Source organism: Pseudomonas sp. CF161 (assembly GCF_000416215.1).
GTDB lineage: Bacteria > Pseudomonadota > Gammaproteobacteria > Pseudomonadales > Pseudomonadaceae > Aquipseudomonas.
In genome coordinates this window covers 37,227-57,950 of the sequence record NZ_ATLP01000031.1, presented here as the reverse complement: position 1 = coordinate 57,950, position 20,724 = coordinate 37,227, and the positions used below count along the sequence as shown (strand labels likewise).

The following is a 20,724-nucleotide window of genomic DNA, read 5'->3' as shown; positions in this document are numbered from 1 at the left end:
TTTCCACACCCGGCCTCGTGAGTACGGACGCTCCTCAATCAGCGGTATATGTCATGCACAGACGTCAATTGCTTAACCTGCTGCTGGCCAGCGCGGCCCTGATCCTGCCCTTGGGGGTGTCTGCGACGCAGATCCGCAACGCGCGGCTCTGGCGCTCCGACGACAAACTGCGGCTGGTGCTCGACCTCAGCGGGCCGGTGCAGTACCAGACCTTCTCCCTGAGTGCGCCGCAACGTTTGATCGTCGACTTGCGTGGGGCCAGGCTCAGCGGCGATTTCAGCCAGTTGGCCCTGGCCAACACGGTGATCCGGGCGATTCGCTCCGGGCGCTTTGGTGACGGCGACACGCGCATCGTCCTCGACCTGACCGAGCCGGTGCAGCTCAACAGCTTTTTGCTGCCGCCCCAGGATGGCCAGGGGCATCGCCTGGTGCTGGATTTGAGCCGCGTCGGCCAGGCACCGCTGCAGGTGGCCGCCGCCAGTGCGCCCCTGGTGCAACGGCCGCCGGCAGCGGACAAGGCCCACCCCAAGCGCGACATCATGGTGGTGGTCGACCCCGGCCACGGCGGCAAGGACCCGGGTGCGGTCGGGGCCAAGGGCGAGCGCGAGAAGGATGTGGTGCTGGCGATTGCCCAGTTGCTGGCCAAACGGCTCAAGCGCGAGAAGGGTTTTACGGTGAAGCTGGTGCGCAACGACGACTTCTTTGTGCCGCTGCGCAAGCGCGTGGAGATCGCCCGTCAGCATCAGGCCGACATGTTTATCTCGGTGCACGCCGATGCCGCGCCCCGGCTGACGGCTTCCGGCGCCTCGGTGTATGCCTTGTCCGAAGGCGGCGCGACCTCGGCGACCGCGCGCTTCATGGCGCAGCGGGAAAACGGCGCCGACCTGCTGGGGGCCACCAGCCTGCTCAACCTCAAGGACAAGGACCCGATGCTGGCGGGGGTGATCCTGGACATGTCGATGAACGCCACCATTGCCGCCAGCCTGCAATTGGGCAGCACCGTGCTCGACAGCCTGTCAGGGATCACCACCCTGCATCAGAAGCGCGTGGAGCAGGCCGGGTTCGCGGTGCTCAAGTCACCGGATGTTCCATCGATCCTGGTGGAAACCGGCTTTATCTCCAACAGCCGCGACAGCCAGCGCCTGGTCACCGCTCGGCATCAGCAGGCAGTGGCCGACGGTTTGTTCGAGGGCTTGCAGCGCTACTTTCAGAAAAATCCACCCATCAACAGCTACATGGCCTGGCAGCAGGAGCAGCAAAAAGCCCGGGTCTGAACGGCTGGCAGGCTTAACAGCCGCTGAGGCGGCTGCAGGTGAACACGCCTTTGCTGCCGCCCGAACTGGAGAATCGATTGAGGGTGGTCCAGCCCACGCGGCGGCTGTAGCCGACCCAGGCTTCGCCGTTGGAAGCCAGGCCGGTGAAGAAGGTCAGCTGTCCGTAACGGCTGTTGGTCTGCGCCCAATAGCGTTTGCCGCTGACTTCGAAGCCGCGCAGGTAAGTGTCTCTGCCCGCGGTGGCAACGCTGTAGGCATTGCCCTGGGGATCTACGCAGGCCAGCAGGTTGGCGCTGCGGGTGCAGGTGGCCAGGGTGCTCGGCAATTGACCCCAGGCGTGGCCGGCAACCAGCAGCGCCAGGCTCGGCAGCAGGTATTTCAACGAAGTGGGCATCAAGGTTCTCGTCGCAAGAGGGCGCCAGCATCGCGCCCTTCGTCAGCCTCGGCAAGAGAGGATTGGCTTATTTGTATTGTTATAATATAACATCAAATAAAGCCTGATCCGTGATGCCCATGACTGAACAAGAACTGCTTGCCCAACCCCAGGCCGACTACATGAACGACGCCCAGCAGGGGTTTTTCCGCGAACTGCTGTTGGCGCAGCGCGCCGACCTGCAACAGCGCATCGCCGGCGAGTTCAGCGAACTGCGCGAACAGGAACCCAGCAGCGACCCCGCCGACATCGGCAGCGCCGAAGAGCGGCGCCAGTGGCAACTGCGCCTGCTGGAGCGGGAAAAGAAGCTGCTGGACAAGATTGATCAGGCCCTCGAACACCTGGCCCGTGGCGAATACGGCTGGTGCCGGGAAACCGCTGAACCGATCGGCCTCAAGCGCCTGTTGCTGCGCCCGACCGCCACCCTGTGTATCGAAGCCAAAGAACGCCAAGAGCTGCGCGAACGCCATACCCGGGCGTCTTGATCCAGCCACCGTACGCCCTGATGAGGACCACCCCATGACCGACCGTCTCCCCGTTACCGTGCTTTCCGGCTTTCTCGGCGCCGGCAAAAGCACCTTGCTCAACTACGTGCTGCGTAACCGTGAAAATCTGCGAGTGGCCGTGATCGTCAACGATATGAGCGAAATCAACATCGATGGCGGCGAGGTCCAGCGCGACGTCAGCCTCAATCGCGCCGAAGAAAAACTGGTGGAAATGAGCAACGGCTGCATCTGCTGCACCCTGCGCGAAGACCTGCTGGAAGAAGTCGGCAAACTGGCCCGGGAAGGGCGCTTCGATTACCTGCTGATCGAGTCCACCGGCATCTCCGAACCGCTGCCGGTGGCTGAAACCTTCACCTTCCGCGATGAACAGGGCCAGAGCCTGGCGGACGTCGCGCGCCTGGACACCATGGTCACGGTGGTCGACGGGATGAATTTCCTGCTCGACTTCCAGGCCGCCGAAAGCCTGGCCTCCCGTGGCGAAACCCTGGGCGAGGAAGATGAACGTTCGATCACCGACCTGCTGATCGAGCAGATCGAGTTCGCCGACGTGCTCCTGATCAGCAAGATCGACCTGATCAGCAGAGACCAGCGCCAGGAACTGATGGCCATTCTCCAGCGCCTCAATTCCCAGGCGCAGATCCTGCCCATGGTCATGGGCCAGGTGCCGCTGAACGCGATCCTCAACACCGGACGGTTTGACTTCGAACGCGCGGCCCAGGCCCCCGGCTGGTTGCAGGAACTGCGCGGCGAGCACGTGCCGGAGACCCAGGAATATGGGATCGCCTCCACGGCGTACCGAGCGCGCCGGCCGTTTCACCCACAGCGGTTTTTCCAGTTTATCGACCGGCCCTGGGTCAACGGCAAACTGCTGCGCTCCAAGGGCTTTTTCTGGCTCGCCAGCAAGTACCGGGACGCCGGCAGTTGGTCCCAGGCTGGGGGCTTGATGCGCCACGGGTTTGCCGGGCGCTGGTGGCGTTTCGTGCCCAGGCAGCAGTGGCCCGAGGATCAGGAAAGCACCGCGGCGATCTTGAACAACTGGACTCCGGCCAGCGGCGACTGCCGTCAGGAACTGGTGTTTATCGGGCAGAACATCGACTTCGCACAACTGGCCGCCGAACTCGACGCCTGCCTGCTGAGCGACGCGGAGATGGCCCTGGGCGTCGAAGGTTGGCGGCAATTGCCCGACCCCTTCGGCCCCTGGCATGAGGAGGTCGCGGCCTGATGCCAGCCCTGAGAACCCCCGTTATCGCGTTGCCGCCGGTGACTCGCCGCCAGGCGCAGGGTGCCGCGCCCTCGGTATTGGCCGAGGTGCTGCAGGACCCGGTCAACCTGGCCCTGTGGCAGCGCCGGCTGCCGGCACATATCGCCGATTTCGGCGCCTTGTTGCTGTCCCTGAACCAGCCCCTGGCCGACTCCCTGTCCCTGGAGCTGGCCGATGACGACGCCGAGCCCAACCTGCGGGGCCTGGCGTCGGGTTTCAGTGATCTGGAGGGCTATGACGGCTTTATCGCTGACGTCGCCTGGCTGGTCAGCGCCTTTGCCTGCCTGTTGGGGGCCCGGCGCGTGGGGTTGCGCCTGCGGGTTCTGGACAAGGCCATGTGCCCGCGTTTTCACGTCGACCATGTGCCGGTGCGGTTGATCACCACCTACGCCGGCGTCGGCAGCCAGTGGCTGAAGGAAGGCGTGATGGACCGCCGGCAGTTGGGCCAGGCCCAGGCGGAGCCTGATGCCGGAGCGTCGATCGAGCAGATGGCCTGCGGCGAGGTGGCGTTGTTCAAGGGTGAGAAATGGCACGGCAATGAAGGCTTCGGCCTGATCCATCGCTCGCCGCAACCGGCGCCGGGCCAGCGCCGGTTGATCCTGACCCTGGACTGGCTGGGTTGAGCGGCCGTGGTGTGCCAGGCAGGTATGGGGCGTTGCTGATGGCCAGCGCAGCTTTGTGCCTGGGCAGCGACTGCAGGTCCAGCGGCTATTCGCCTGGGTCGAGAAGGGCGTAGCATCGCTTCACCGGTTTTATGGACGCCCTTCCCATGCTGCAAAACATCCCCACTCACGTCATCGCCGGGCCCCTGGGTGCCGGCAAGACCAGCCTGATCCGCGACCTTTTGCGCCAGCGCCCGGCCAACGAGCGCTGGGCCGTGCTGATCAACGAGTTCGGCCAGATCGGCCTGGATGCGGCGCTGCTGGCCCGGGATGAAGACGGCATTAGCCTGGGGGAGGTGGCCGGTGGCTGCCTGTGTTGCGTGAACGGCGCGCCGTTTCAGGTGGGCCTCGGGCGCTTGCTGCGCAAGGCGCGACCGGACCGGCTGTTTATCGAACCCTCGGGGCTCGGCCATCCGGCGCAATTGCTGCGGCAATTGCGTGAGGCACCGTGGCAAGGGGTGTTGGCTGTGCAGCCTTGCGTATTGGTGCTGGATGCCCAGGCCCTGGCTGCCGGCAAACCCTTGCCCCGAGCCCAGCAGGAGGCGTTGGCCAGTGCCGGGTTGTTGTTGCTGAACAAGGATGAGTACCTGGACGAGGCTGAGCGGCAGCGGGTTATCGAGCAACTGCCGGATTGTCCGCGGTACTGGACCCGCCAGGCCCATCTGCCGCTGTCACAGCTCCCCGGTTTACTGGCTCGGGCCGACGCGGCTCAGGTCGAGTTGAAGCTGCCCCAGGGCCTGGCGCAACTGCCGGCGATCTGGACCGATCCGACTCGGCCGATCTGCCTGAGCCAGGCCCAGGAGGGCGGCTGGAGCATTGGCTGGCGCTGGCACCCAAGCCAGCAATTTGACCTGGCGCGGATCGACCATTGGTTGCAGAACCTCGACTGGCGCCGGGCCAAGCTGGTGATCCACAGCGGCGAAGGCTGGCGCTCCGGGAATGGCGTCGACAACTCGCCCCTCAACTGGCTGCCCAGTGAATGGCGCCAGGACTCGCGGTTGGAGTTGATTTTCAGCGAGGTACATGAGGTCGCGGCGTTGCAGGATAGTTTGCAGGGTTGTCGCTTGCCGTTGCCTTGAGTGCCTGCGGCAGCGGCTACCGTGTGCGCCTCAGGCCTGACTCACTGCCGCCATTTCTGATGTTCCTCCCGCCATTGGCTCAGCTCGATCACTTCCGCACTGGGCAATGGGGTTTTGACTTCAAAGGGGTAGGGCGCGAGTTCGATCTGTGCGCTGTGGGCGCCGAACTGGGTGATGGTGCCGGCGTGCCGGGTTTCACCAGTCACGGTGAACTCGAAATTGTAGATCCGCGCCAGGCGCCGGCGGCCGTTGGCGTCCTTGACGAAGCCGATGCGCTTGAGCGCGACGTTGCCGTCCAGCAGCTCGATATCGAGCTTGGCGCAGTGCTGCTTGACCCTCTCCAGTGCCCGCTCGCGCAAGCCGTGGTTGTGCCAGATCCAGGCGGCGCCCGTCGCCAGCAGCATCAGCACAAAGATATTTCCAAGGGTCAGCATGAAGATTTGCTCCGACAAAGTGCCATCAGCTTAACTGCCTCTCCGGTCTGTCGTACAGGCTGCGTTTAGTCGCATACTGCGCGGCTTGAATTTCAATGGTTTTACGGAAATCCGCGCATGAAACGTACCCCTCATCTGCTTGCGATCCAGTCCCATGTGGTCTTTGGCCATGCCGGCAACAGCGCTGCGGTTTTTCCGATGCAGCGGGTCGGGGTGAACGTCTGGCCGCTGAATACGGTGCAGTTCTCCAACCACACTCAGTATGGACAGTGGGCCGGAGAAGTCCTGGCACCCCATCGGATTCCCGAGCTGGTAGAGGGCATTGCCGCCATCGGCGAGCTGGGCAACTGCGACGCGGTGCTGTCCGGTTACCTGGGCAGCGCCGCCCAGGGGCGGGCGATTCTCAGTGGTGTCGCGCGGATCAAGGCGACCAACCCCAAGGCGCTGTACCTGTGCGACCCGGTGATGGGGCATCCGGAAAAGGGTTGCAGCGTGCCCGCTGAAGTCAGCGACTTCCTGCTCGAAGAAGCCGTGGCGATGGCGGACATCCTGTGCCCCAACCAGCTGGAGCTGGACAGCTTCTCCGGGCGCAAGCCGCAGTCGCTGTTCGATTGCCTGGCCATGGCTCGGGCGCTGCTGGCCCGTGGGCCGAAGGCGGTGCTGGTCAAGCACCTGGATTACCCGGGCAAGGTCGCCGATGGCTTTGAGATGCTGCTGGTCACCGCCGATGGCAGCTGGCATTTGCGCCGCCCGCTGCTGGCGTTTCCGCGTCAGCCCGTGGGTGTGGGCGACCTGACCTCAGGCCTGTTCCTGGCCCGAGTGCTGCTGGGCGACAGCCTGCTGGCGGCGTTCGAATTCACCGCCGCCGCGGTGCATGAAGTGCTGCTGGAAACCCAGGCCTGCGCCAGTTATGAACTGGAGCTGGTGCGGGCCCAGGACCGGATCGCTCACCCGCGGGTGCGTTTCGAAGCCACGCCGATCGAACTCTAGGGCTGCTCGGAGAACTGCACCTCGGGCGCCTTGTGGCTGAAGCCCCGGGTGTGGAACGCCAGGTAGGCCAGGCCCACGGCGAACCAGGCCAGGCCGATGCCCAGGGTCAGCAGCGACAGGCTGGTCCAGAGCCAGACAATCAGGGCAAACCCCACCAGCGGCAGCAGGCCATAACGCAGCAGGTCGGCGCCGCTGCGTGGCTGGCCATCGAACAGGTGGCTCTTGATCACCGCCAGGTTGACCGCCGAGAACGCCACCAGCGCGCCGAAGCTGATCATCGACGCCAGGGTGGTCAGGTCGATCACCACCGCCAGCAGCGAAATCAGCGACACCAGGACAATCGCCGTGGTGGGCGTCTTGTACCGCGCCGAGAGCACGCCGAACACCCGGCGCGGCAAGATCCCGTCGCGACCCATGCTGAAGAGAATGCGCGACACCGAGGCCTGTGAAGCCAGCGCCGAACCCGCCGCGCCCGCCACATAGGCCGCGGTGAAGAACATCTCCAGAAAACGCCCCCCCGCCTGCAGCATGACCTCGCCGGCCGCCGCCTCCGGGTCCTTGAAGGCGCTGCCGGGGAACACCAGCTGGCTGACCAGGGCCAGCAGGATAAACAGCGCGCCGGCGCCCAGGGTGGTGATCACAATCGCCCGAGGGATATCCCGGCGCGGGTCCCGGGCCTCTTCGGCCAGGGTCGACACCGCATCGAACCCCAGAAACGACAGGCACAGCACCGCCGCGCCGGCCATCAATGGCAGAACTCCGACCTGAGTGCCGTCACCCAGCCACGGCGCGCTCAAGTCCAGGGCCTCGACGCCCAGCAAGTGTTTGCCGGCCAGGGCGATGAACACCAGGACAAACACCACCTGGGCGCCAACGATCAGGTTGCTCATGCTCGACACCGAACTGATGCCGCGAATGTTCAGCACGGTCACCACGCCGATGGTTGCCACCACGAAGACCCAGGCTGGGACCTGGGGAAAGGCGATATTGAGGAACAGGCCGATCACCAGGTAGTTGATCATCGGCAGAAACAGGTAATCGAGCAGCAGCGACCAGCCGGCCAGAAAGCCGATGCTCGGCCCAAAGCTCAGACTGGTGTAGGAATAGGCAGAACCGGCAATTGGATATTTCTTCACCATGGCGCTGTAGGACAGCGCGGTGAAAAACATCGCCAGCAGGGTGATGACGTAGGCGGCGGCCGTGCGCCCGCCGGTGAGCTGGGTGACCACGCCGTAGGTGGTGAAAATGGTCAGCGGCACCATGTACACCAGGCCGAAGAACACCAGGGCCGGCAGGCGCAGGATGCGTCGCAGGGAGGTGCCCTGGGCGCTGTGGGTAAATTCGCTGGGGACGCTGCTGGCGCTGATGGCGAGGGCGTTGCTGGGGGAGGCGGGGCGGGTGCTGGGCATGTTCGGTTCTCACGCGTTCGTTCTTGTTCGAATGCTCCCGCGAGCGGGAGTGCGTTTTTGCCTTGCACGAGGATTCTGGCAGCGGGGCTGCGGCTGCATAACTGCGTATGTGGTCAAAAAGGGATCAAAGCGGCCAATCTGCCTGGCCTTTAAGGGCTGGCGCGGGCATGGCACGCAAATGCCCGAGGGGCATTGCAAGGAGAGAGGGGTTAAGCGGGGCTGGAACCGTCCATGGTTCCGTGGTGCGTGAAGCTCAGGGCGCGTCGGCCTTGATCTCCTGATAGCGAATTTCCAGCTCCTGGCGAATCTGCCGGCGCTGCTTGGCCTGGATAAAGCGCCGTTTGTCTTCGCTGGTCTGCGGTTGCAACTGCGGGACCACTGCCGGCTTACGCTGGTCATCCACGGCGACCATGGTGAAGAAGCAGCTGTTGGTATGGCGCACCGAGCGCTCGCGAATATTCTCGGTGACCACCTTGATCCCCACCTCCATCGAGGTGTTGCCGGTGTAGTTCACCGACGCCAGGAAGGTCACCAGTTCGCCGACATGAATCGGCTCGCGGAAAATCACCTGGTCCACCGACAGGGTCACCACATAGCGGCCGGCATAACGGCTGGCGCAGGCATAGGCGACCTCGTCGAGGTACTTGAGCAGGGTGCCGCCGTGGACATTGCCAGAGAAATTGGCCATGTCAGGGGTCATCAGTACCGTCATCGACAGCTGGGCGTTTCCGGGTTCCATAGCACACTCACGGTTGTAGGCAGGGGTTACGGGAGCACCTCTGCGGGCGCTTGGTCAGCTTTCAAAACCATCGATAACGGGACGCCGGGCCGCCGCTCGCCGTCACGCGCCGATCGATCTGTTTCCTTATATTGCACCGCCTTTTTGCTCGAAGTCGCGGTGGTAACCTGCGAAAGGCCCTTTCCCAGGGCTTTTTCTCTCAAATTTTCAGATTTTTACTTGGCCTTACCAGAGCATTCGGATGCTCGGCGGCCGAGTGAGCGTATTTGCCAACCCCACAAGGAGCCCCACGCCATGCATGCCATCAGCTTTATTCAGGACCTGGCAGTGATCATGTTGGTCGCGGGCGTGGTGACCATTGTTTTTCACCGGCTCAAACAACCGGTGGTGCTGGGCTATATCGTCGCCGGCTTCATAATCGGGCCGCATACCCCGCCTTTTGGCCTGATCCATGACGAGCAGACGATCAAGACCCTGGCCGAGCTGGGGGTGATTTTCCTGATGTTCTGCCTGGGCCTGGAGTTCAGCCTGCGCAAGCTGTTCAAGGTCGGCGCCACGGCCTTTATCGCAGCCTTCCTGGAAATCGTGCTGATGATCTGGATCGGCTACGAAATCGGCCGCTGGTTCGACTGGAGCACCATGGATTCACTGTTCCTCGGTGCGATCCTGGCCATCTCCTCGACCACCATCATCGTCAAGGCCCTCAATGACCTGAAGATGAAGAATCAGCGTTTTGCGCAGCTGATCTTCGGCGTGTTGATTGTCGAAGACATCCTCGGCATCGGCATCATCGCTTTGCTTTCAAGCATCGCGGTCAGCGGCACGGTCGACTCCGGCGAAGTGTTTTCCACGGTCGGCAAGCTCTCGCTGTTCATGATCGTGGCCCTGGTGATCGGCATTCTGCTGGTGCCGCGCCTGCTGGCCTACGTGGCCCGTTTTGAAAGCAACGAAATGCTGTTGATCACCGTGCTCGGCCTGTGTTTCGGCTTTTGCCTGCTGGTGGTCAAGCTGGAATACAGCATGGTGCTGGGGGCGTTCCTGATCGGCGCGATCATCGCCGAATCCCGCGAGTTGCTGAAAATTGAGCGACTGATTGAACCTGTTCGCGACATGTTCAGTGCCATCTTCTTTGTCGCCATTGGCTTGATGATCGACCCGCAGATTCTCCTGCAGTACGCCTGGCCGATCGTGGTGATCACGGTCGCGGTGGTCCTGGGCAAGATGCTGTCCTGTGGGCTGGGCGCCTTTATCGCCGGCAACGATGGGCGCACGTCGCTGCGGGTCGGCATGGGCCTGTCCCAGATCGGTGAGTTCTCTTTCATCATCGCCGCCCTGGGCATGACCTTGCAGGTCACCAGCGACTTTCTCTATCCGGTGGCGGTGGCGGTATCGGCCATCACCACCTTGCTTACCCCGTACCTGATCCGCGCGGCCGACCCGCTGTCGCTGAAGCTGGCCGAGGTGATGCCGCAACGTCTGGGCCGCGTGCTGGGCATGTATGGCGAATGGCTGCGCAGCATCCAGCCCCAAGGCGAGGGAGCGCTGCTGGCGTCGATGATCCGGCGGATCCTGATGCAGGTGGGGGTCAACCTGGCGCTGGTGGTGGCGATCTTCTTCTCTGGCGGCTACTTCGCGGCCCGTATCGGCGGCTATCTGCAGGACTGGATCAGCGACCCGAGCTGGCAGAAGGCGCTGATCTGGGGCGGTGCGCTGCTGCTGTCGCTGCCGTTCCTGATCGCCGCCTATCGCAAGCTCAAGGCGCTGTCGATGCTGCTGGCGGAGATGGGGGTCAAGGCGGAAATGGCCGGGCGCCATACGCAAAGGGTGCGGCGAGTGATCGCCGAGGTGATTCCAATTCTGTCGTTACTGGTGATCTTCCTGCTGCTGGCGGCGTTGTCGTCGAGCATTCTGCCGACGGCCGAGCTGCTGGTGCTGATCGCGGTGGTCGCGGCCGCGGTGGCTGCGGTGCTGTGGCGCTGGTTTATCCGGGTGCACACGCGGATGCAGGTGGCGCTGCTGGAAACCCTGGATAACCACAAGGAAAGTTCAGGGCATTGATTGCCCATTCCCGCCGCTGCCAGGGATGGCAACGGCGCGGCCAGGCGCGCCATTACAAAGGGCAGGCCTCTGTAAGTGCGCGCTTGCCGGCCATGGGGCGGGCGGGTGATCGACTCAGCTTTCCAGCCAGACGTCCCGTGCCCAGTGCCACACCGATTCCCAGGATTCTTCGGTGATCAGCTCTTCTTCGCCGGACCACAGCACCACGGTGCCGTCTTCCTCGACGCAGTAGTAGTCTTCGCCGTCCTGGCAGATCGGGATCAACTCGCGCGGTACACCCAGGTCCCAGGCAGTAGCGGCTACTTCCGGCAGGTAGGTGTGGGACTGCGGGTCGGTGACGGTCACCGGTTCCAGGCTGCCGTAGACCACGTCACTCACGGTCAACAGGAACTCTTTGAAGACGAAGGGGATGTTGATGAACAGCTGTTCCTCGACTTCCACCAGTTGGTCTTCGTCCGGTAATTCCAGGGGCACGGGTACCGGTTCGTTTGCTTCACGCAGTTGCTCGATGACTTCTTCCACGGCCTGGGTCCTCTTAGCTCTATGGCGCGGTTTATATGACGCGGTTTTATACAGTAGCTCGCTATAAGTGCAATCGTGAAATGCAAAACCCCGACCTGAGTCGGGGTTTTGCATGATGGGTGTGACCGCGAAAGGGATCAGCCGTTCTGGCGGATACCTGCAACCAGCCATGGCTGGTTGTCGCCTGGAGCGCGTTCCATGTTCCAGCTTTCGCTGAACATTTCGCCCTGGTCGAAACGCGAGGTTTTCGACACGCCGGTGAAGGTCAGGGTCGCAATGGTCTTGTCGGCTCGATCATCCACGCCGTCCAGTTGGACATTGAGGTTGTCGATGTAGGTCGACTGGAAGCCATCACCCAGGTCTGCGCGTTCTTTTTTCAGGAACTGCAGCATTTGCGGGGTTACGAACTCGGCGATCTTGTCCATTTCATTCGCGTCCCAGTGTTGCTGCAGGGACTGGAAGTGATTACGCGCAGCTTCGATGAAACGCTCTTCGTTGAACCAGGCCGGCGCATTGATCACCGGACGGGCGGCGGCAGCCGAAGCACCACCGAAGATCGAGCCTGGAGCAGGCTGCTGTGGCTGGAAGGCTTCACGCTGCATGGGCGCGTGGCCAGCCGGAGCGAACTGCTCCTGCTGCTTGCGGCGACGAGCGGCGATGAAGCGGAAGATCACGAATGCGATGACGGCGAGGATCAGGATGTCGAAGATCTGCATGCCCTGGAAGCCACCGCCCATGAACATGGAGGCCAGCAGGCCGCCCGCGGCGATGCCGGCCAGAGGGCCGAGCCAGCGCGAAGCGCCGCCAGCTTTGGCAGCCGCACCAGCGGCACCGGCACCGGCAGCGCCCGCGGTTGCGGCAGTACCCGCACCTGCGGAAGGCGCCATTTGGCTGGTTTGGTGCGACGGCGCGGCGCCCGCACTTTTGCCGCCACCGAAGCGCTTGGCGTTGGCGTCGAGGCTCATCGTCAGGCCGATGCACAGCGCCATGGCGATGCTAAGAAAACGTTTCATAAAGGGAATTCCCATTTGTGGATGGCACGCGCGCCATGTTGCACAGGTGAAGTGTCACTGGCTAGCGGCATAATGTTTCGGGCTTTTGCCTGACAGGCTGGGTTCAGTTTCAGCCGGGGCAAGAGGACGTATCTGTGGGACCCGGCGGGCGACGGGTGGGTTCAGTGCAACCGTGCCTAGCGGCGTAGCGCCAGCAGCACCACGCCTGCGGTGATCAGGCCGATTCCAGCCCATTGCCGCAGGTCGAGCTTCTCCCCCAGCAGCGCGACGCCCAACAGCGCGACCAACACCACGCTGAGCTTGTCGACCGGCGCGACCAGCGAGGCCGGGCCCAGCTTCAGCGCGCGGAAGTAGCACAGCCAGGAAGCACCGGTGGCCAGGCCGGACAGCACCAGGAACAGGTAGCTTTTGCCCGAGATCGATCCCAGTGACTGATATTGGCCCGTGGCGTACAAAATCAAGGCCAGGCTCACCAGAACCACCACGGTCCGCAGCAGGGTGGCGAAGTCGGAGTTGACGTTCTCGATGCCGATTTTGGCGAAGATCGCCGTCAGCGCGGCGAATGTCGCCGATAGCAGGGCCCAGAATGTCCAGGAGGAAAAAAAGCCTGTGCCCATGGGATGTTCCTCTTCCTTATATAAGGACGCTTGAGGGCGAGCGCGCCAACCGCCGGTCAGCGTGCGCCGGCTCGCACCGGCACACCGCCTTGCGCTGGGCTCAGATGGCTTCCAGCTTGGCGTAGCCCAGCATCAGCCACTTGCTGCCTTCGCTGAAGTTGACCTGGACCCGCGCCTGGGCGCCGGCGCCCTCGAAGTTGAGGATCACCCCGTCGCCAAACACCGCGTGGCGCACGGCCTGGCCCAGGCTGAAACCGGTGTCCGGGATCTCGCTGCCACCAAACAGGCTGCTGGAGCTCTGCTGCTGGCCGCCACCGAAGGGACGGCTGACGCTATTGGACAGGCGCACTTCCTGGATCAGCCCCTTGGGCACTTCGCGGACGAAGCGCGAGACCTTGTTGTAGGTCTCGCTGCCGTACAGGCGGCGGGTCTCGGCATAGGTCATGACCAGGTTCTGCATCGCCCGGGTGATGCCGACGTAGGCCAGGCGCCGTTCTTCTTCAAGGCGCCCGGGTTCTTCCAGGCTCATCTTGTGCGGGAACAGGCCTTCTTCCATGCCCACCAGGAACACGTAGGGGAATTCCAGGCCCTTGGCGCTGTGCAAGGTCATCAGCTGGATGCCGTCTTCGTGCTCGTCGGCCTGGGTGTCGCCGGCTTCCAGGGACGCATGGCCGAGGAAGGCAGCCAGTGGCGTCAGGTCCTCGTCTTCTTCGGTGTTTTCGAAGTTGCGCGCGGCGCTGACCAGTTCCTCAAGGTTTTCTACCCGGGCCTGGCCTTTTTCGCCTTTTTCCGCCTCGTGGTAGGCAATCAGCCCGGATTGCTCGATCACGGTCTGGGTCATCAGGTGCAGCGGCATCTCGGCGGTTTTCGCCGCGAGGTTCTCGATCAGTTCGATAAAGCCGCCCAGGGCGCCGGCAGCGCGCCCGGTCAGGCCCTTGTTGGCCACCAGCTGGCGCATGGCTTCCCACATCGACACGTCGCTGTGGCGCGCGTGTTCGCGGATCGCTTCGACGGTCTTTTCGCCGATGCCGCGCGCCGGGACGTTGATCACCCGCTCCAGCGCGGCATCGTTGCCCCGGCCTTCGAGCAGGCGCAGGTAGGCCATGGCGTTCTTGATTTCAGCGCGTTCGAAGAAGCGCTGGCCGCCGTAGATGCGGTACGGGATGCGCTCGCGCAGCAAGGCTTCTTCCAGCACCCGGGACTGGGCGTTGGAGCGATACAAAATGGCGATATCGCTGCGGGCCAGGCCGGTTTTCAGGGCGCTTTCGATGGTTTCCACCACGTAGCGCGCTTCGTCGTGTTCGTTGAAGGCGGCGTACAGGTTGATGGCTTCGCCTTCGCCGCCGTCGGTCCACAGTTCCTTGCCCAGGCGCCCGGTGTTGTTGGCGATCAGGGCGTTGGCAGCCTTGAGGATGCCGGCCGTGGAGCGGTAGTTCTGCTCCAGGCGAATGGTTTCGGCGTCCGGGAAGTCTTCGGAATACTGGTGGATGTTCTCGATTTTCGCGCCGCGCCAGCCGTAGATCGACTGGTCGTCGTCGCCCACCACCATCAGGCTGTCGCCGCCCTTGGCCAGCAGGCGCAACCAGGCGTACTGCACGGCGTTGGTGTCCTGGAACTCATCCACCAGCACATGGCGGAAGCGCTTCTGGTAGTGCGCCAGCAAACCCGGGTGGTCGCGCCACAGGTCCAGGGCGCGCAGCAGCAGTTCGGAGAAGTCGATGACCCCGGCGCGCAGGCAGGCCGCCTCGTAGGCCTCATAGATGCCGCGCATGGTGGCCAGGAACAGATCGCCGCTGGCTTGAATATGTTGCGGGCGCAGGCCTTCGTCTTTCTGGCCGTTGATAAACCATTGCGCCTGGCGCGCCGGCCAGCGCTGCTCATCCAGCCCCAGGTCGCGGATCACGCGCTTGACCAGGCGTTGCTGGTCGTCGCTGTCGAGGATCTGGAAGGTCTGGCTCAAGCCCGCTTCCTGCCAATGGGCACGCAACAGGCGGTGCGCCAGGCCGTGGAAGGTGCCGACCCACATGCCGGCCGGGTTGATCCCCATCAACTGCTCGATGCGATGGCGCATCTCGGCAGCCGCCTTGTTGGTGAAGGTCACCGACAGGATGGAGTGTGGCGAGGCGTTCTCGACCTGGATCAACCAGGCGATACGGTGCACCAGCACACGGGTTTTACCGGATCCAGCACCGGCCAGGACCAACTGACGACCCACGGAGGCAGCTACGGCCTGGCGTTGGGCATCGTTGAGGGAGTTCAGCAGAAGGGAGAGGTCATCGCGCATCGGGGCATTCTAGGGGGCCGGGCGACACCGGGCAAACCCGGCGTTGGTTTAGCCGATAAAACTACCGTGGATGACGACCGGTCGGTCACAGGCTGCAGCCGTTGGCGGTGCTCGCCTGTACGGTTTTATGCAGTGCCGGCGGGGGATTTGTTTTAGCGATTTATGATCTGGAGCAGTTTGGTACGGGCTATTGCTTGTGTATGCTCCGGCGACGTTTCAGGCTCAACCATTATAAGAACACTGCCTATGACACTCAGCACCGACCTGAGCGGTCCCTTTGTGGAGCCGCGGGTTATCCGCCAGCACTACGCCATGGAGATGGCGGTCGAGCGCACGCGTCTGCTTTATCAGGGCTCATTGCTGCCCACACTCTTCATGTTGCTCAACGGTCTGGTCTGCGCCTGGTTGCTGTGGAGCCCCGAGCGGTACTTGCTGGTCAGTGTGTGGATGGTCTGGCTGCTGGCCCTGGTGGCGCTGCGGGTGATCCAGGTGGCAGCGTTCGATTCCGCCATGCCCAGCCGCCAGGCACACGCGGTGTGGCGGCGGATGTTTCTGATGGGGTCCGCGGTCAGTGGCCTGACCCTGGCTTGCGCCGCTATCGCCCTGGTGCCCGCCGACAGTTTCCTGCAGCAGGCCTGGGTCTTCGGCCTGATCGGCGCGGCGATTCTCTCCGCCAGCGTTTCCTATGCCGTCAGCCTGCCGGCCTTCCTGTCCTTTACCTTGCCCTGCCTGTTGCCGGCCATCGCCTATCTGTTCTGGGGCGGCGACCAGCAACAGCGCGGCTGGGGCTGGCTGGGGCTGATTCTGCTGGTGTCCTTGAGCGTGGTGGCCTGGCAGGTTAATCGCCTGATCCACCGTGGCATGCTGCGGCGCTTCCAGAATCAGGCGCTGATCGAGCACCTGCAGCAGGCGCAAAGCCGCAGCGAGCAACTCAACAGCGAGCTGGCCCGCGAGGTTGAACAGCGCCGACGCGCCGAAGATGAATTGCGGCAAGCTCAGGTCAGCCTCGAAGGCCGGGTCGCCGAGCGCAGCCTGGAGCTGGACGCGGCCAACAAGGCCCTGAGCAAGAGCGAGGCGCGCCTGGCCCTGGCGCTCAAGGCCAGTGAGTTGGGGCTGTGGGACTGGAACCTGCAGACCGACGAAGTGCACCACACCCAGGTCAAGGAGCTGTTCGGGCTGGAGCCGGACTACGTCACCGCGATGCTCAGCCACCTCAAGCCCCGCCTGCACCCCGAGGACCTGCCGTTGCTCAGGCGCGCCCTAGTGGAGCACCTCAAGGGCCGCAGCGAGGATTACCAGGTCGAATACCGGGTGCGCCACGGTGCCGGCCATTGGGTCTGGATCGAAGACCGTGGCCGAGCGGTGGAGCGCAGCGCCAGCGGGCGGGTGACGCGCATGGTCGGCACCCGGCGCGACATCAGCACCAGCAAGGAGCTGGAAGAGCAGCGCAACCTGGCGGCCACGGTGTTCGAGGCCGCCAGCGAAGGCATCGTGATTCTCGACCCGAATTACGCATTGATCGCGATCAACCAGGCCTTCAGCCGCGTCACCGGCTATCAGATCGAAGACATGCTCGGGCGCAATGTCGTGGAGCTGCCGTGCAGCCGCGATGCGCGTCGCCACTACCCGGCGATCCGCCAGGCCCTGGAGCAGCACGGCAGTTGGCAGGGCGAGCTGGTGGAGGCACGCAAGAATGGCGAACTGTACCCGCAGTGGCTGCAACTGAGCATGGTCCGTGACAAGCGCGGGCAGGTCAGCCATATCGTCGGCTTCTTCGCCGATCTGTCGGCGCGGCGCGAGTCCGAAGAGCGCATGCGCTACCTGACCCACTACGACGAACTCACCGGCCTGGCCAACCGCTCGCTGTTTCGCGAGCGCCTGCGCGACGCCCATCTGCGGGTGCGCCAGGGCGGGCGCAGCCTGGCCCTGGTCCACATCAACCTGGACCGCTTCAAGTTGCTCAATGACAGCCTGGGGCATGACGTGGCCGACCAGCTGTTGCAGAAAATGGCCCGGCGCCTGGTCAATGCGCTGCCGGAAGCCGACACCATCGCCCGCTTGTCCGGCGATGAGTTTGCGGTGCTGTTCGATGCCTATGGCAGCCTGTCGAGCCTGACCCGGGTCGCCACCCGCTTACTGAGCAAGCTGCGCCTGCCGCTGACCGTGGACGGCCACGAGCTGGTGGTCAGCGCGTCCATGGGCATCAGCCTGCTGCCCGATAGCGCGCGGGAAATTTCCGCGCTGATCAGCCAGTCGAACATGGCCATGCAGTACGCCAAGCACCTGGGGGGGAATAATTTCCAGTTTTACACCGAGAGCCTGCAGGCCAGCACCCTGGAGCGCCTGCAATTGGAAAACCAGCTGCGCAAGGCCATCGACGACCAGCAGCTGAAAGTCTTCTATCAACCCAAGCTGTGCCTGGCCAGCGGCCATCTGAATGCCGCCGAGGCGCTGGTGCGGTGGGATCACCCGACCATGGGCCGCGTGCCGCCGGGGGACTTTATCGGCCTGGCCGAAGAAACCGGGCTGATCGGGCCGATCGGCGAGTTCGTGTTGCGCCAGGCCTGCTGGCAGGCGTGTGAATGGCAGCGCCAGGGGCTGGCGCCGATTCGGGTCTCGGTCAATCTGTCGGTGTATCAGCTGCGCCAGGGCAAGTTGGTGAGCCTGGTGCGCCAGGTGCTGGAAGAGACCGGCCTGGAGCCGCAATACCTGGAGCTTGAGCTGACCGAAAGCCAGTTGCTCGACAGCGTCGAACACATCATCTCGACCTTTCAGCAACTGCGAGGCCTGGGAGTGAAGCTGGCGATCGACGATTTTGGCACCGGGTATTCGTCCCTGAGTTACCTCAAGCGGATCCCGGTGGACTACGTGAAGATCGATCAGGCGTTTATCCGTGGCCTGACCGAAGGCAGCGCGGATGCGGCGATTACCCGGGCGATCATTGCCATGGCCCACGGCCTGTCGCTGAAGGTGGTGGCCGAGGGCGTCGAGCATCCGGGGCAACTGGCGTTTCTCAAGGCCGAGCAGTGTGACGAAGTGCAGGGTTACCTGATCAGTCGCCCCGTCGAAGCCGAGGGCCTGGCGGCCTTGCTCAGGGCCGATGCCGCCTTGTAGCCACTGCCGAAGGCTCGGGCCGCCCTGGCAGCTACATACAGCCGACCCAGCCAAAATAGGGGACGTAAAGCTGATTCAGTTACGCATTGCGCGGGCAAAAAACGGATTCATGTAGTATAACTACAAAACTGCTACATCCCTGGCGCCTGCCAATAACAATGAGTCCAGCCCTTTGAATCTGTTGCAGCACATCGCCCAGTCACGCCATCTCTTGCGCAAGTCGGAGCTCAAGGTCGCCGATCATGTGTTGCTCGATCCTGCGGCTGTGATGCACAGCTCCATGGCCGACCTGGCCCATAGCGTCGGCATCAGCGAACCGACCATCGTGCGTTTCTGCCGCGCCATCGGTTGCTCGGGCTTCCAGGACCTGAAACTCAAGCTGGCGCAAAGCCTGGCCGCCGGTGCCAGCTTCGGCCAGTTCGCGATCCATGAAGACGATTCCGTCGCCGACTACAGCCTGAAAATCTTCGACACCACCCTGCACACCCTGATGGAAGTGCGCGAGAAGCTCGATCCGGTGGAGTTGCAGAAGGCCGTGACCGCCATGTCCCAGGCCCAGCGCGTGGAGTTCTACGGCTTCGGCGCGTCGGGCGCGGTGGCGGCGGATGCCCAGCACAAGTTCTTTCGCCTGCTGCTGACGGCGGCGGCGTATTCCGACCCGCACATGCAGGCGATGTCGGCGGTGACCCTGAAGCCCACCGATGTGGCGATCTGCATTTCCCAGTCAGGGCGTTCCAAGGACCTGTTGATCACCGCCAACCTGGTGCGCGAAAGCGGCGCCTCGCTGATCACCCTGTGCCCGAGCCAGACGCCCCTGGCCGAGCTGTCGACCGTCAACCTGGCGATCGACGTGCACGAAGACACCGAAATCTACACCCCGCTGACCTCGCGTATCGCCCACCTGGTGGTGATCGACGTGCTGGCCATGGGCGTGGCCATGGCCCGCGGGCCGAGCCTGGTCAACCACTTGAAAAGCGTCAAACGCAGCTTGCGCAGCCTGCGCCTGTCGCCAAAATCGGTCAAAGCACTGGACGACTGAGCCCGCCTGCACCGCCTGAGGTGGGCGTCACGTGCGACCCACCACTGGGCAACATTCATCTCTCTGTCACTGACCCGCCGCCAAACCGTAACGCCCGACGTCCATCGTGAAACTCCCGTACTCGCATTGGGAGACTAGAAATGGCCCGGCCTTACGAAGAGAGCAACAGCGTAGTCAAGACCCGTCGTCAGCAGGAAGACCAGCGCCGCATGGAGTTTCGCCGCGCGATCGAACACCGCTGTGAGTTGCGCCAACTGCAGCAGGAGATCAACGATTACCCGGAGCTTGAAGCCCTCAATTACTGGCAGGCGGCACCGACAGCTTCCCGTCGAAACGCTCAACCAGCACGCTGATCTGCACCCGTTCGCTGCGGATAAACCCCAGGAACGCATGCGCTACCGGTGACAGGCGCTTGGCCTTGGCCTGCACCAGGCACCAGCTGCGGTACAACGGCAGCTCTTCGACGGGCAGCTCGATGAGCCCCCCCGTCGCCAACTCAAGGTTCAGGGCGTGGCGCGTCAACAAGGCCACGCCCAGACCCGCTCGCACGCATTCGCGCTGGGCCTCGGCCGATGACACTTCCAGGGTCTGGGTAAAGTGCACGCGCTTCTCCTTGAAGTATTCCTCGCAGGCCATCCGCGTTCCCGACCCCTGTTCACGCACCAGCAGGTTATAGGGCTCCAGGTCCTGCAGGCGCAGCGGGCCCATATGGCACAGCGGATGCTCGGGGGGCGCCACGGCCACGATCGGGTTGTTGAGGAACGGCAGAAACTCCAGGCCCATGTCCTGCGGCACCATGGACATGATCACCAGGTCGTCACGGTTGTCCGAAAGACGGCGGATCACCTGCCCGCGATTGACCACGGTCAGTTGCAGGTTGACCTCCGGGTGCTGGCGCTTGAAGGCGGCGAACAGGTGCGGCACGAAGTATTTGGCGCTCGATTCCACCGCCAGTTTCAGCTGGCCTTGCAACGAGCCCTGCATGTCCGAAAGCTGCATGTCGAGGTTTTCCAGGCGCCCGAAAATGTCGCGGCTGGCCCGTTGCAGGGCTTCGGCGGCCTCGGTCATGTACAGCTTCTTGCCGACGTAATCGAACAGCGGCTGGCCGATCAGCTCTTCCAGCTGGCGGATCTGCAGGCTCACGGCGGGCTGGGTCAGGGACATTTCTTCGGCGGCGCGACTGTAGGAGCGCAAATCACAGACCTCATTGAAGATCTGTAGCTGGCGTAATGTCATACGCATCAGGGACTTACGCATTGTTCGAGGTCTCGCACCGCAGGCTGGTCGGGC

19 protein-coding genes are annotated in these 20,724 nt (G+C 63.5%); 10 read left to right on the top strand and 9 right to left on the bottom strand.

What is annotated here, in order from left to right:
• Positions 1–53 precede the first annotated feature (53 nt).
• Positions 54–1,274 (top strand): N-acetylmuramoyl-L-alanine amidase, encoded by a 1,221-nt coding sequence (locus CF161_RS02070; protein WP_043228421.1) that lies wholly within the window; start codon positions 54–56, stop codon positions 1,272–1,274.
• A 13-nt stretch (positions 1,275–1,287) separates the two neighbouring features.
• Here the strand turns inward: CF161_RS02070 and CF161_RS02065 are convergent, their stop codons facing one another.
• Complete coding sequence (locus tag CF161_RS02065; protein ID WP_020294887.1) at positions 1,288–1,668, bottom strand: hypothetical protein; 381 nt, start codon at positions 1,666–1,668, stop codon at positions 1,288–1,290.
• Positions 1,669–1,787: 119 nt separating this feature from the next.
• On the opposite strand from CF161_RS02065, the gene dksA reads away from it, so the two are divergent.
• The 4 genes from dksA (at position 1,788) to CF161_RS02045 (ending at position 5,215) form a co-directional block, all read left to right on the top strand.
• Positions 1,788–2,192, top strand: a complete 405-nt coding sequence (gene dksA / locus CF161_RS02060; protein WP_043228432.1) for an RNA polymerase-binding protein DksA — start codon at positions 1,788–1,790, stop codon at positions 2,190–2,192.
• A 34-nt stretch (positions 2,193–2,226) separates the two neighbouring features.
• Positions 2,227–3,435 carry a zinc metallochaperone GTPase ZigA gene (gene zigA / locus CF161_RS02055; protein WP_020294885.1) on the top strand — a complete coding sequence of 403 codons (1,209 nt, stop codon included), beginning with the start codon at positions 2,227–2,229 and terminating at the stop codon, positions 3,433–3,435.
• The gene (locus tag CF161_RS02050) at positions 3,435–4,097 is read left to right on the top strand and encodes a DUF1826 domain-containing protein (protein WP_020294884.1); all 663 of its coding nucleotides are present in this window, start codon (positions 3,435–3,437) and stop codon (positions 4,095–4,097) included. Before zigA ends, CF161_RS02050 begins: the two co-directional genes overlap by 1 nt.
• A 146-nt stretch (positions 4,098–4,243) precedes the next feature.
• Positions 4,244–5,215, top strand: coding sequence for a GTP-binding protein (locus CF161_RS02045; RefSeq protein WP_020294883.1), 972 nt, complete (start codon positions 4,244–4,246; stop codon positions 5,213–5,215).
• A 41-nt stretch (positions 5,216–5,256) separates the two neighbouring features.
• Here CF161_RS02045 and CF161_RS02040 read toward each other — a convergent pair whose 3' ends face one another.
• Positions 5,257–5,649: a DUF3301 domain-containing protein gene (locus tag CF161_RS02040; protein WP_020294882.1), complete on the bottom strand. Its 393-nt coding sequence runs from the start codon at positions 5,647–5,649 to the stop codon at positions 5,257–5,259.
• Positions 5,650–5,766: 117 nt separating this feature from the next.
• Here CF161_RS02040 and pdxY point away from each other — a divergent pair, with 117 nt between their 5' ends.
• A complete protein-coding gene (gene pdxY / locus CF161_RS02035) occupies positions 5,767–6,639 on the top strand; it encodes a pyridoxal kinase PdxY (RefSeq protein ID WP_020294881.1) in 873 nt (290 codons plus the stop codon).
• Here pdxY and CF161_RS02030 read toward each other — a convergent pair.
• Together CF161_RS02030 and CF161_RS02025 are read right to left on the bottom strand one after the other, a co-directional pair.
• Entirely contained in the window at positions 6,636–8,048 is a 1,413-nt protein-coding gene (locus CF161_RS02030) for an APC family permease (protein WP_020294880.1), read from the bottom strand. The genes pdxY and CF161_RS02030 overlap by 4 nt on opposite strands.
• Positions 8,049–8,301: 253 nt before the next feature.
• Positions 8,302–8,787: an acyl-CoA thioesterase gene (locus CF161_RS02025; protein WP_020294879.1), complete on the bottom strand. Its 486-nt coding sequence runs from the start codon at positions 8,785–8,787 to the stop codon at positions 8,302–8,304.
• A gap of 294 nt (positions 8,788–9,081) precedes the next feature.
• Here CF161_RS02025 and CF161_RS02020 point away from each other — a divergent pair, with 294 nt between their 5' ends.
• Positions 9,082–10,845 carry a cation:proton antiporter gene (locus CF161_RS02020; protein ID WP_020294878.1) on the top strand — a complete coding sequence of 588 codons (1,764 nt, stop codon included), beginning with the start codon at positions 9,082–9,084 and terminating at the stop codon, positions 10,843–10,845.
• Positions 10,846–10,959: 114 nt separating this feature from the next.
• Here CF161_RS02020 and CF161_RS02015 read toward each other — a convergent pair whose 3' ends face one another.
• The 4 genes from CF161_RS02015 to uvrD all read right to left on the bottom strand — a co-directional run bounded on the left by CF161_RS02015 (position 10,960) and on the right by uvrD (position 15,281).
• Positions 10,960–11,367: an SMI1/KNR4 family protein gene (locus tag CF161_RS02015; RefSeq protein WP_020294877.1), complete on the bottom strand. Its 408-nt coding sequence runs from the start codon at positions 11,365–11,367 to the stop codon at positions 10,960–10,962.
• A 137-nt stretch (positions 11,368–11,504) separates the two neighbouring features.
• On the bottom strand, positions 11,505–12,380 hold the full coding sequence (locus CF161_RS02010) for a Tim44 domain-containing protein (protein ID WP_020294876.1): 876 nt from the start codon (positions 12,378–12,380) through the stop codon (positions 11,505–11,507).
• Positions 12,381–12,556: 176 nt separating this feature from the next.
• Positions 12,557–12,997 carry an EamA family transporter gene (locus CF161_RS02005; RefSeq protein WP_020294875.1) on the bottom strand — a complete coding sequence of 147 codons (441 nt, stop codon included), beginning with the start codon at positions 12,995–12,997 and terminating at the stop codon, positions 12,557–12,559.
• 100 nt (positions 12,998–13,097) lie between these two features.
• Positions 13,098–15,281, bottom strand: coding sequence for a DNA helicase II (uvrD, locus tag CF161_RS02000; protein WP_020294874.1), 2,184 nt, complete (start codon positions 15,279–15,281; stop codon positions 13,098–13,100).
• A 246-nt stretch (positions 15,282–15,527) separates the two neighbouring features.
• On the opposite strand from uvrD, the gene CF161_RS01995 reads away from it, so the two are divergent.
• From CF161_RS01995 to CF161_RS31930, 3 genes are all read left to right on the top strand, one after another.
• Positions 15,528–18,395 carry an EAL domain-containing protein gene (locus CF161_RS01995; RefSeq protein ID WP_020294873.1) on the top strand — a complete coding sequence of 956 codons (2,868 nt, stop codon included), beginning with the start codon at positions 15,528–15,530 and terminating at the stop codon, positions 18,393–18,395.
• A 172-nt stretch (positions 18,396–18,567) separates the two neighbouring features.
• Entirely contained in the window at positions 18,568–19,434 is an 867-nt protein-coding gene (hexR, locus tag CF161_RS01990; protein WP_003177007.1) for a transcriptional regulator HexR, read from the top strand.
• A gap of 140 nt (positions 19,435–19,574) precedes the next feature.
• Entirely contained in the window at positions 19,575–19,787 is a 213-nt protein-coding gene (locus tag CF161_RS31930) for a PA3496 family putative envelope integrity protein (RefSeq protein WP_020294872.1), read from the top strand.
• Here the strand turns inward: CF161_RS31930 and CF161_RS01985 are convergent.
• Entirely contained in the window at positions 19,729–20,691 is a 963-nt protein-coding gene (locus CF161_RS01985; protein WP_020294871.1) for a LysR family transcriptional regulator, read from the bottom strand. The two genes, CF161_RS31930 and CF161_RS01985, sit on opposite strands and share 59 nt — an antisense overlap.
• Positions 20,692–20,724 lie beyond the last annotated feature (33 nt).